This is a genomic window from Bacteroides sp. NSJ-39 (assembly GCF_014287315.1).
GTDB classification, from domain to species: domain Bacteria; phylum Bacteroidota; class Bacteroidia; order Bacteroidales; family Bacteroidaceae; genus Bacteroides; species Bacteroides finegoldii.
Genome location: NZ_JACOOB010000070.1, coordinates 1 through 866, shown reverse-complemented (window position 1 = coordinate 866; position 866 = coordinate 1). Strand labels below are relative to the sequence as shown.

The 866-nt window shown below is 44.0% G+C and carries 1 protein-coding gene; it reads left to right on the top strand.

What is annotated here, in order from left to right; all coding sequences use genetic code 11:
• Positions 1-866: histidine kinase dimerization/phospho-acceptor domain-containing protein (locus tag H8S63_RS19760; RefSeq protein ID WP_304522352.1), on the top strand; the 866-nt coding region annotated here is incomplete at both ends.

Here is an 866-nt window from a genome sequence, read left to right as displayed (position 1 = left end):
ATCGATAGTGTGCGCAGTCTTTTAGAGGATAAGGAACGACAGATGTTCCAGATAGTCCGGTTAATGGATGAACAACAATCTATTAACAAGAAGATAGCCAATCAAATTCCGGTTATTGTACAGAAAAGTGTGCAGGAACAGTCCAAAAAGCCAAAACGAAAAGGTTTCTTAGGCATATTCGGCAAAAAAAAGGAAGTAACTCCAGCAGTATCAACCACTATCCTTCATTCGGTCAATAGAAACGTAATCAGCGAACAGAAAGTGCAGGATCGCCAATTGTCGGAACAAGCCGACAGCCTTGCAGCTCGTAATGCAGAACTTAACAGACAACTGCAAGAATTGATTTGCCAAATAGAAGAAAAGGTACAAACCGAACTGCAAAGCCGGGAAAACGAAATAGTTGCCATGCGTGAAAAGTCATTTATGCAAGTAGGCGGTTTAATGGGATTCGTTCTTCTATTGTTGTTAATTTCCTACATCATCATACATCGTGATGCAAAAAGCATTAAACAATACAAGCACAAGACAACTGATTTGATAAGGCAACTGGAACAATCCGTACAACGGAACGAGGCACTGATAACGTCAAGGAAGAAGGCGGTACATACTATCACCCATGAACTGCGCACACCGCTGACAGCAATAACAGGCTATGCCGGACTGATACGGAAAGAACAGTGTGAGGATAAGTCCGGGCAGTATATCCAAAACATACTGCAATCCTCCGACCGTATGCGGGATATGCTTAACACTTTGCTTGACTTCTTCCGCCTGGACAACGGCAAGGAACAGCCCCGTCTGTCACCCTGCCGGATTTCAGCAATCACGCACACACTTGAAACGGAGTTCATGCCTGTTGCCGTGAA